Raw genomic sequence first — 8,860 nt, forward strand, 5'->3', positions numbered from 1 at the left:
TCCTCGCGTTCGGAACGCTTCCACGCCCCGATCTCCGCGGCCACCATCACCACGCACGACCCCACAGCCCACACGCTGGGCTAAGTAAGCGGCATTGCCCTTGAGGTGTGGCGGGGTTTGATGTCGCGCGGGAGTGGGCGCGGAGGTGATCGGGCCGGTTGGCTGGGGTGCCGGGAGCGCAGCGGGGTGGGGTGGGTGGTGTTGTGCCTGCCGCGCGGGCGTTCGTGACAGCGGCGTTCCGGTCGTGGTCGGTTGATCGATCACCGGCGGCCGCTGGTGCGCAACCGGGGTCAGCCTGCCGCGTGAGGGGCGTCCTCGCCGATGATCAAGCTGCTGGTCAGTGCTTCGTGAGCCACGGCACGACGAGGTCCAGGAAGGCTTCGGGCCGTTCGAAGGCGGGCAGGTGCGCCGCGCCGTCGACGAAGTGGACCGGGGCGTTGGTCAGGTGGCCGATGTCCTCGGCGACCGCCGCGGCCATGATCGGGTCTTGGCCGCCGTGCACCACCAGCGCGTCGAGGTCCAGGGCCCGCAGCGTCTCCCGGGCGTCGGGCCGCGCCGCCATGGCCTTGGCGTACCAGGCCACCGTCTCCGGTGACTGGTCCTCGATGATCTGGCGCAGTTCGGGGTCCTCGGCGGTGAGCAGGTTGGGGATCATGAAGTCCGCCAGCCACGAGAGCCCCTGCTCCGCCGACGCCCGGCGCACGACCTCGGCGCGGGTGGCGCGGGCCTGTTCCGAGTCGGCCACCGCCTGCGTGCCGGTGAACACCGCCCGCGAGACCCGCTCCGGCGCCAGCCGCAGCATGGCCATCAGCACGTAGCCGCCCAGCGCCGCCGCGACGACGGTCACCCGGTCCAGGCCGCGGTCGTCGAGCAGGCGGACGACCTCGGCGGCCACCGTGTCGAGGGAGGGCTCGGTGGTGGGCAGGGGGGAGCCGCCCCAGCCGGGGAGGTCGGGGGCGAGGAGTTCGGCGTGGGTGGAGAGGGGCTCGCGGACGCGGTCCCAGAAGCGGGAGTCGAGGGGGAAGGGGTGCAGCAGGATGATCGTCTCCATGGGCCCCAGTATCACCGCCGGTCGGTGAGCCAGGGGACGACCAGCTCCAGGAAGGCCTCGGGCCGCTCGAAGGCGGGCAGGTGCGCCGCGCCGTCGACGAAGTGGACGGGGGAGCTGGTCAGGTGGCCGATGTCCGCGGCGGCCTCCCGGGGCATGATCGGGTCGTTCGCGCCGTGCACCACCAGCGCGTCGAGGTCGAGCGCGCGCAGCGTCTCGCGGGAGTCCGGCCGCGAAGCCATCGCCCTGGCGTACCAGGCGACCGTGGCGGCAGGCTGGGCGTCGACGACCCGGCGCAGCTCGGGGTCCTCGGCGGTGAGCAGGTTGGGGAGCATGGCGTCGGCGAGCCAGCCCGTGCCCTCCCGCTCGGCCCGCAGCGCCATCTCCTCGCGGCCCGCGCGCGCCTGGTCGGTGTCGGCCGTCGCCTTGGTCCCGGTGAACAGCGCCCGGCCGACCCGCTCCGGGGCCAGCCGCAGCATGGCCATCAGCACGTAGCCGCCGAGGGACGCCCCGGCGAGGGCCACCCGGTCGGCGCCGAGGTCGTCGAGCAGGCGCACGACCTCGGCCGCCACCACCTCGAGGGACGGCTCGGCGTCGGGCAGGGGCGTGCCGCCGAAGCCGGGGAGGTCCAGGGCGACGACCTCGGTGCGGGTGGCCAACGGGGCCCGCACGCGGTCCCACATCCGGGAGTCGAGTGGGAAGGCGTGCAGCAGGATCAGCGGTTCCACGGTGCCCAGTCTCACCCGTGCACGCGGGTCACCGCCGCGTCAGTGCCCAGCTCGGCCCGGTCGCCGGGGTTGGCGTGGTAGTGCCGGACGGCCTTGAGGACCAGCCGCTGGTCGACTGTGACGGTGCGCATGGCGATCACGAAGGCCAGGTCGGGGGCGAACCTCGCCGCGGTGCCGCGCAGCCTGCTCCCGGCGGCGTCGCGGGGGGTCGCGGCGACGCCGAGGTAGTTGTGGGTCAGGGCGCCCTTGGACTTGCCCATGCGCAGGACCACCGGGCGGACGTCGGTGATCTGCTCCCAGCGCACGGTCACCGTCGGCGGGAACCAGGCGAGCGTCATGCCCTCGGGGGAGAGCAGCAACCCGTTGTGCCCCTTGGGCTTGCGCAGGGCGAACACGCCGGAGGCGGACAGCAGCAGGCCGATCAGCGCGGCGGCCACGCCGGCCACGACCCCGAAGGACGCCCCGCCGGTGAGGCCCCAGGCGGCCAGGCCGAGCAGCGCCAGACCGACGAGCAGCAGGATGACCCCGGCCTGGGTCTTGGCCTGGCGCACGGGGATGAGCAGGCCCTGCCTGCCGTCGACCTCCGCGCTCACCGCGCGGCCGGTGGGAGCGGGCTCCTGGTCGCGCCAGGTGTGGGGAGAGGTGGTCATGGTGACAATGCAAGCGCACGCGGGAGCGGCTCACAACGCCGCACCCGATAGTCGCTGGTCAACTGTCCTTGATCTCCGCGATCAGCGCGTCGGCGGCCTGGTAGGGGTCCAGGTCGCCCGCCATCACCCGCTTGGCGAGCCGGTCGAGGCTGTCGCCGCCGTGCAGGTCCACGAGGCGGGCGCGCAGCGACTCCAGGGCGATCGCCTCGACCTCGGTCCGGGCCCGCACCACGCGCCGCTCGGCGAGCTCGCCGTGGGCGGTGAGCCACTCCCGGTGCGACCCGATGGCCTCGATGACGCCCTCGACGCCCTCGCCGCGGGCGGCGACGGTCTTGCGGATGGGCTGGCGCCAGCTCGGGCCGCGCAGCTCGCGGCGGCCCAGGGAGATCATGTACTTGAGCTCGCGGACGGTGGTGTCCGCGCCGTCGCGGTCGGCCTTGTTCACCACGAACACGTCGGCGATCTCCAGGATGCCCGCCTTGGCGGCCTGGATGCCGTCGCCCATGCCGGGGGCCAGCAGCACCAGCGTCGTGTCGGCCAGCGACACCACGTCCACCTCGGACTGGCCGACGCCGACGGTCTCGATGAGGACCACGTCGAAGCCCGCGGCGTCCATGACCCGCAGCGCCTGCGGGGTCGCCCAGGCCATGCCGCCGAGGTGGCCGCGGGTGGCCATGGACCGGATGAACACGTCCGGGTCGGTGGCGTGGTCCTGCATCCGGATGCGGTCGCCGAGCAGGGCGCCGCCGGAGAACGGCGAGGACGGGTCGATGGCCAGCACGCCGACCCGCTTGCCCAGGGCGCGGTAGGCCGACACCAGGGCCGAGGTGGTCGTGGACTTGCCCACGCCGGGGGAGCCGGTGAGGCCGATGACCTCGGCGCGGCCGGTGTGCGGGGCCAGTGCGGCGGCCACCTCGCGCAACTGCGGGCTGGCGTCCTCGACCAGGTCGCTCACATCGAGCAGGCGGGCCAAGCTCAGGCCTTGGGGACCGAGATGATCAGGGCGTCGCCCTGGCCACCGCCGCCGCACAGCGCGGCCGCGCCGACACCGCCGCCGCGGCGCTTGAGCTCGTAGGCCAGGTGCACCACGAGGCGGGCGCCGGAGGCGCCGATCGGGTGACCCAGCGCGATCGCGCCGCCGTTGACGTTGACGATGTCCTCGGCCACGCCCAGCTTGTCGGTCGAGACGACGCCGACCGCGGCGAAGGCCTCGTTGATCTCGACCAGGTCCAGGTCGCCCTCGGTCAGGCCCTGCTTGGCCAGCGCCGCCTTGATCGCGTTCGACGGCTGCTCGTGCAGGCTGGCGTCCGGCCCGGCCACGACGCCGTGCGCACCGATCTCGGCGATCCAGCTCAGGCCCAGCTCCTCGGCCTTGGACTTGCGCATGACCACCACGGCCGCGGCGCCGTCGGAGATCTGCGAGGCCGACCCGGCGGTGATGGTGCCGTCGGAGGCGAACGCCGGGCGCAGCTTGCCCAGGCTCTCGGCGGTGGTCTCGCCGCGCACGCCCTCGTCGGTGTCGAACACGACCGGGTCGCCCTTGCGCTGCGGGATCGACACCGGCGCGATCTCGTCGGCGAAGCGGCCCTCGGCGATGGCCTTGGCCGCCTTCTGGTGCGAGGCGGCGGAGAAGGCGTCCTGCTGCTCGCGGGTCAGGCCGTAGCGGGTGTTGTACTTCTCCGTCGACGAGCCCATGGCGACCTGGTCGAACGCGCAGAACAGGCCGTCGTAGGCCATGTGGTCCTGCAGGGTCACGTCGCCGTACTTGAAGCCCGAGCGCGACTTGGGCAGCAGGTGCGGCGCCTGGGTCATCGACTCCTGGCCACCGGCGACGACGATGTCGAACTCACCCGCGCGGATGAGCTGGTCGGCCAGCGCGATGGCGTCGAGGCCGGACAGGCAGACCTTGTTGATGGTCAGCGCCGGGACCTCCATCGGGATGCCCGCGGCGACGGCGGCCTGGCGGGCGGGGATCTGGCCCGCGCCCGCGGTCAGCACCTGGCCCATGATCGTGTACTGCACCTGCTCCGGCGCGACACCGGCCCTCTCCAGCGCCGCCTTGATGGCGACGCCGCCGAGCTGGGCGCCGGTGAAGTCCTTGAGCGACCCCAGGAGTCGGCCGACGGGCGTGCGTGCCCCGGCGACGATGACGGTTTCGGACACGGCGGTCTCCTAAGCGGCTCTTGCGCACCGGACGGGAGCGGTCCGGGCAAACGGATAAAGCGCGCGGCGAACGTGCGTTAACGGGGACCATACCCGCGTGTGACGGGTTCGCCACGATGCTGTGTGAGTAGCCGCACAGCAAAGAGTTACCGATGGGTAGGTCGCGCGTATCGTGCTCGCCCATGAGCGAAGCACTGGTGCCGCACGTGGTCGCGATCGACCACGTCGGCGTTGCCGTGCCGGACCTCGACGCCGCGATCGCGTTCTACCGCGACCACTTCGGCCTCGAGTCCGTGCACGAGGAGGTCAACGAGGAGCAGGGCGTGCGCGAGGCGATGCTGCGCGCCCCCGGGGACGACGGGACCGGCACCGCGGTGCAGCTCCTGGCCCCGATCAACGAGAGCTCGACGATCGCCAAGTTCATCGGCCGCAACGGCCCCGGCCTGCAGCAGCTCGCCTACCGGGTGGCCGACGTGGAGTCGACCTCGGACGCGCTGCGCGCCAAGGGCCTGCGCCTGCTCTACGACAAGCCCAAGCGCGGCACCTCCGACAGCCGCGTCAACTTCGTCCACCCCAAGGACGCGGGCGGCGTGCTCGTCGAATTGGTGCAACCCGCGGAAAACCACTGACCGAATAGCGGAAAACGCGCCCCGATCCCCACCGGGAACGCGCTTTTTCCCGGCTGAATCGAATCACCCGGTCCCGGGTCGAAACAGTCCGAATTGCCCACCCGCCGCCCGGCTCACGAGGCCGGCGCCGCGTCGAGAGCGATCCCCTGGCGGAACAACCGCCCGCGCCCATGGCCGCCGCGCGCCCTGAGCCCCCCGGCGCCGCAGGCGGGAACCCGGTCCCGGATCGGCGAAACCCGGTCCCCGCCGGGGAGTCCGAGTCCTCACCGGACGGACGGGGTGTCGCACCCGTACTCCGGGTGCACTGGGTCACACCGCTGGCGCTGAATCGCTACTCATAAGTAACATCGCTTGACCTGGGCGTGGAAACCCGGGTGACGAACCGATTGCCTCCAGGAGGTACCGCCGTGCAGAAGATCCTCGACGCCATCCAGAACGACGAGCTGGATGCGATCGGCAGCCTGCCGGTCCCCGAGTCATACAAGGGGATCACCGTGCACGCCGACGAGGCCGAGATGTTCCAGGGCCTGCAGTCGTGGGAGAAGGACCCGCGCAAGTCGCTGCACCTCGACGAGGTCGCGACCCCGGAGCTCGGTCCCGGCGAGGCGCTGGTCGCCGTGATGGCCTCGGCCATCAACTACAACACCGTGTGGACCTCGATCTTCGAGCCGGTGTCCACCTTCAGCTTCCTCAAGCGCTACGGCAAGCTCTCGCCGCTGACCAAGCGCCACGACCTGCCCTACCACGTGGTCGGCTCCGACCTCGCGGGCGTCGTGCTGCGCACCGGCCCCGGCGTGCACACCTGGAAGCCCGGCGACGAGGTCGTGGCGCACTGCCTCAACGTCGAGCTGGAGTCGCCCGACGGCCACAACGACACGATGATGGACTCCGAGCAGCGCATCTGGGGCTTCGAGACCAACTTCGGCGGCCTCGCCGAGATCGCCCTGGTCAAGTCCAACCAGCTCATGCCCAAGCCGGACCACCTGACCTGGGAAGAGGCCGCGTCCCCCGGTCTGGTGAACTCCACCGCCTACCGCCAGCTCGTGTCGGTCAACGGCGCCAACATGAAGCAGGGCGACACCGTCCTGATCTGGGGCGCCTCCGGCGGCCTGGGCTCCTACGCCACCCAGTTCGCGCTCAACGGCGGCGCCATCCCGATCTGCGTGGTCTCCAGCCCGGAGAAGGCCGAGATCTGCCGCAAGATGGGCGCGGAGCTGATCATCGACCGCAACGCCGAGGGCTTCAAGTTCTGGAAGGACGAGAACACCCAGGACCCCAAGGAGTGGAAGCGCCTCGGCGCCAAGATCCGCGAGCTCACCGGCGGCGAGGACCCCGACATCGTCTTCGAGCACCCGGGCCGCGAGACCTTCGGCGCCTCGGTGTACGTCGCCCGCAAGGGCGGCACCATCGTCACCTGCGCGTCGACCTCGGGCTACATGCACGAGTTCGACAACCGGTACCTGTGGATGAACCTCAAGCGCGTCATCGGCTCGCACTTCGCCAACTACCGCGAGTCCTACGAGGCCAACCGCCTGATCGACAAGGGCCTGATCCACCCGACCCTGTCGAAGGTCTACAGCCTCGAGGACACCGGCCAGGCCGCGCTCGACGTCCACAAGAACGCCCACCAGGGCAAGGTCGGCGTGCTGACGCTGGCCCCCGAGGAGGGCCTGGGCGTGCGCAACCCGGAGAAGCGCGCCAAGCACATCAACGAGATCAACCGCTTCCGCGGGGTGTGAGTCTCCCCCGGGTGGCGCCGGCCTGCCCCGGCGCCACCCGGGTGTCTTGTGCTCCGTGCACGTCGAACGGTGGGGATTCGGCCACTTGCCCTGAAGGGGTGGTGGCAGGACAGGTAGCGTGAGCGCATGGCTTTGGGCGAGGACCGCGATCTCGTGCCGCTGGGCGCCGGGTTCGACATCATCAAGCGGGGCTACAGCCGCGCGCAGGTCGACGAGCACCTGGAACGGCTCGACGCGGACCTGCAGCTCCTGCACGCCGACCGCAACGCGGCCGTGTCGCAGGCCAGTGACCTGGCCAAGCAGCTCGAGGACGCGCGCAACCAGATCGACGACATGCGCGGCCAGATCGACCGGCTGTCGCTGCCGCCGACCACCCTCGAGGGCCTCAGCGAGCGCCTGCAGCGGATGCTGCGCCTGGCCACCGAGGAGGCCGAGGAGACCCGCCGCCGCGCGGGCGCCGAGGCCTCGCACATCCGCGCCCAGGCCGAGGCCGACGCCCAGGTCCTCAAGCAGCGCTACGACAAGATGACCGCCGACCTCGAGGCCCGCCGCATCGCGATGGAGAAGGAGCACCGCGGCGTCATCGACAAGGCCCGCGCCGACGCCGACCAGATGGTCGGCCGGGCCCGCGCCGAGGCCACCCGCATCGAGACCGAGTCCGAGGCCCGCCGCACGCAGGTCGAAGAGGACTTCGAGATCGCCATGGCGGGCCGCCGCACCGACTCCATGCGCCAGCTCGCCGAGCGCGAGGCCACCTCCAAGGCCGAGGCGGAACGCCGCGTCCGCGAGGCCACCGACGAGGCCAACCGCCGCCGCCACGACGCCATCACCGAGGCGACCGCCAGGCTCCAGGAGGCCACCACCGAGGCCCACCGCCGCGTCCGCGAGGCCACGGAGGAGTCCAACCGCCGCATCAGCCACGCCACCAACCGCGTGGCCGCCCTGCGCCAGCTCCGCGCCAAGGTCGCCGACCAGCTCATCTCGGCCAGGGACCTGATCGCCGACGCGCACGTCCAGTTGGCGGACGCGGCCCCGGTCCTGGACCCGCTGCCGGAAGAGCGACTGGCCGCCCACCCGGTGGTCGACGGGTCGCCCGCGGACAACTCACCCACCCGGACGATGGCGCGCCCGGAGGGCGAGGACAAGCCGGACGCCGTGGCCGGACCGCCCAAGGAGCACTGGGAGCCCGCCGAGGTGGCCGCCGACGCGGATGGCTCGGCGCGGACCCAGCACCTCAGCAGGCCGTCGCCGGTGCAGCGGTCTGCTCACCGTCCCTGACTGGGCGTTGTCGGGGGAGCGATCGGGCCGCCGACCTGGTGGCCGGTGGGGTGATCGCGGATAGCTCACCCGTTCGTGTGGTGTCGCGCTCGGAGGGCGAATCGTCCATGGAGCGCTGGAGCCCGCTGGCGCGGGTGGCTCGGCGCGGACTCAGCAGTCGTTGTCTGTACAACGGCCTGTTCACCGATGTCGGCGGAGCGATTGGCCGCCAACTCGTGGGTTGACTGCGGATAGCTCACCCATCCGGATGGTGTCGCGTTCGGAGGGTGCGGACAAGGCGGGACGCTCGTGGAGCGCTGGAGTCCGCTGGTGCGGGCGGCTTGGCGCGGACTCAGCAGCTCAGCGGTCGTCGCTGGCGCGGCGGTCCGCTCACCGGCCCTGGTCTGGGGTCGTTGCTGGTTCGCTGTGGATCGTTTTCGGGTTGTCCACAGGCATGATCGACTTCGGGGTGGGGGCGGGGTTTCGCCGGTAGAATGGGCTGAGGGGTGCCCCCAGTGGCAATGCCACTTACTTAGCCCAGCGTGGGGGCGTGCGTGGTGATGGCGGCCGCGGAGATCGAGGTGTGGAAGCGTTCCGAACGCGAGGACACCGCACGACCGTGCCTGTCGATCACACCCTGGTTCGG

The 8,860-nt window shown here is 71.8% G+C and carries 8 protein-coding genes; 3 read left to right on the plus strand and 5 right to left on the minus strand.

Translation table 11 applies throughout. From position 1 onward, the window contains the following. Positions 1-337: 337 nt before the first annotated feature. The 5 genes from GCL84_RS00525 to GCL84_RS00545 are packed head-to-tail and all read right to left on the minus strand — an operon-like array spanning position 338 to position 4,589. The gene (locus GCL84_RS00525; RefSeq protein ID WP_156753318.1) at positions 338-1,051 is read right to left on the minus strand and encodes an alpha/beta fold hydrolase; all 714 of its coding nucleotides are present in this window, start codon (positions 1,049-1,051) and stop codon (positions 338-340) included. 11 nt (positions 1,052-1,062) lie between these two features. Continuing rightward, a complete protein-coding gene (locus GCL84_RS00530; protein WP_235925900.1) occupies positions 1,063-1,776 on the minus strand; it encodes an alpha/beta fold hydrolase in 714 nt (237 codons plus the stop codon). Positions 1,777-1,787: 11 nt separating this feature from the next. Beyond that, positions 1,788-2,426, minus strand: a complete 639-nt coding sequence (locus tag GCL84_RS00535) for a hypothetical protein (RefSeq protein ID WP_156753319.1) — start codon at positions 2,424-2,426, stop codon at positions 1,788-1,790. Positions 2,427-2,484: 58 nt separating this feature from the next. After that, positions 2,485-3,456 (minus strand): methylmalonyl Co-A mutase-associated GTPase MeaB, encoded by a 972-nt coding sequence (gene meaB / locus GCL84_RS00540; protein ID WP_156753320.1) that lies wholly within the window; start codon positions 3,454-3,456, stop codon positions 2,485-2,487. Beyond that, positions 3,402-4,589, minus strand: coding sequence for an acetyl-CoA C-acetyltransferase (locus GCL84_RS00545; protein WP_156753321.1), 1,188 nt, complete (start codon positions 4,587-4,589; stop codon positions 3,402-3,404). Before GCL84_RS00545 ends, meaB begins: the two co-directional genes overlap by 55 nt. Positions 4,590-4,771: 182 nt before the next feature. Here GCL84_RS00545 and mce point away from each other — a divergent pair, with 182 nt between their 5' ends. From mce to GCL84_RS00560, 3 genes are all read left to right on the plus strand, one after another. Beyond that, positions 4,772-5,218: a methylmalonyl-CoA epimerase gene (mce, locus tag GCL84_RS00550; RefSeq protein ID WP_156753322.1), complete on the plus strand. Its 447-nt coding sequence runs from the start codon at positions 4,772-4,774 to the stop codon at positions 5,216-5,218. Between the two features lie 407 nt (positions 5,219-5,625). After that, complete coding sequence (gene ccrA, locus GCL84_RS00555) at positions 5,626-6,957, plus strand: crotonyl-CoA carboxylase/reductase (RefSeq protein WP_156753323.1); 1,332 nt, start codon at positions 5,626-5,628, stop codon at positions 6,955-6,957. A gap of 126 nt (positions 6,958-7,083) precedes the next feature. Then, positions 7,084-8,235: a coiled-coil domain-containing protein gene (locus GCL84_RS00560; protein ID WP_156753324.1), complete on the plus strand. Its 1,152-nt coding sequence runs from the start codon at positions 7,084-7,086 to the stop codon at positions 8,233-8,235. Positions 8,236-8,860: the final 625 nt, after the last annotated feature.

Source organism: Actinokineospora pegani, assembly GCF_009745975.1.
Classification (GTDB): Bacteria; Actinomycetota; Actinomycetes; order Mycobacteriales; family Pseudonocardiaceae; genus Actinokineospora; species Actinokineospora pegani.

Excerpts from the sequence above, each read along its gene's own strand:
- GCL84_RS00525 (WP_156753318.1), bottom strand. The coding sequence starts at position 1,051 with ATGGAGACGATCATCCTGCTGCACCCCTTCCCCCTCGACTCCCGCTTC.
- GCL84_RS00560 (WP_156753324.1), top strand. The coding sequence starts at position 7,084 with ATGGCTTTGGGCGAGGACCGCGATCTCGTGCCGCTGGGCGCCGGGTTC.
- mce (WP_156753322.1), top strand. The coding sequence starts at position 4,772 with ATGAGCGAAGCACTGGTGCCGCACGTGGTCGCGATCGACCACGTCGGC.
- GCL84_RS00535 (WP_156753319.1), bottom strand. The coding sequence starts at position 2,426 with ATGACCACCTCTCCCCACACCTGGCGCGACCAGGAGCCCGCTCCCACC.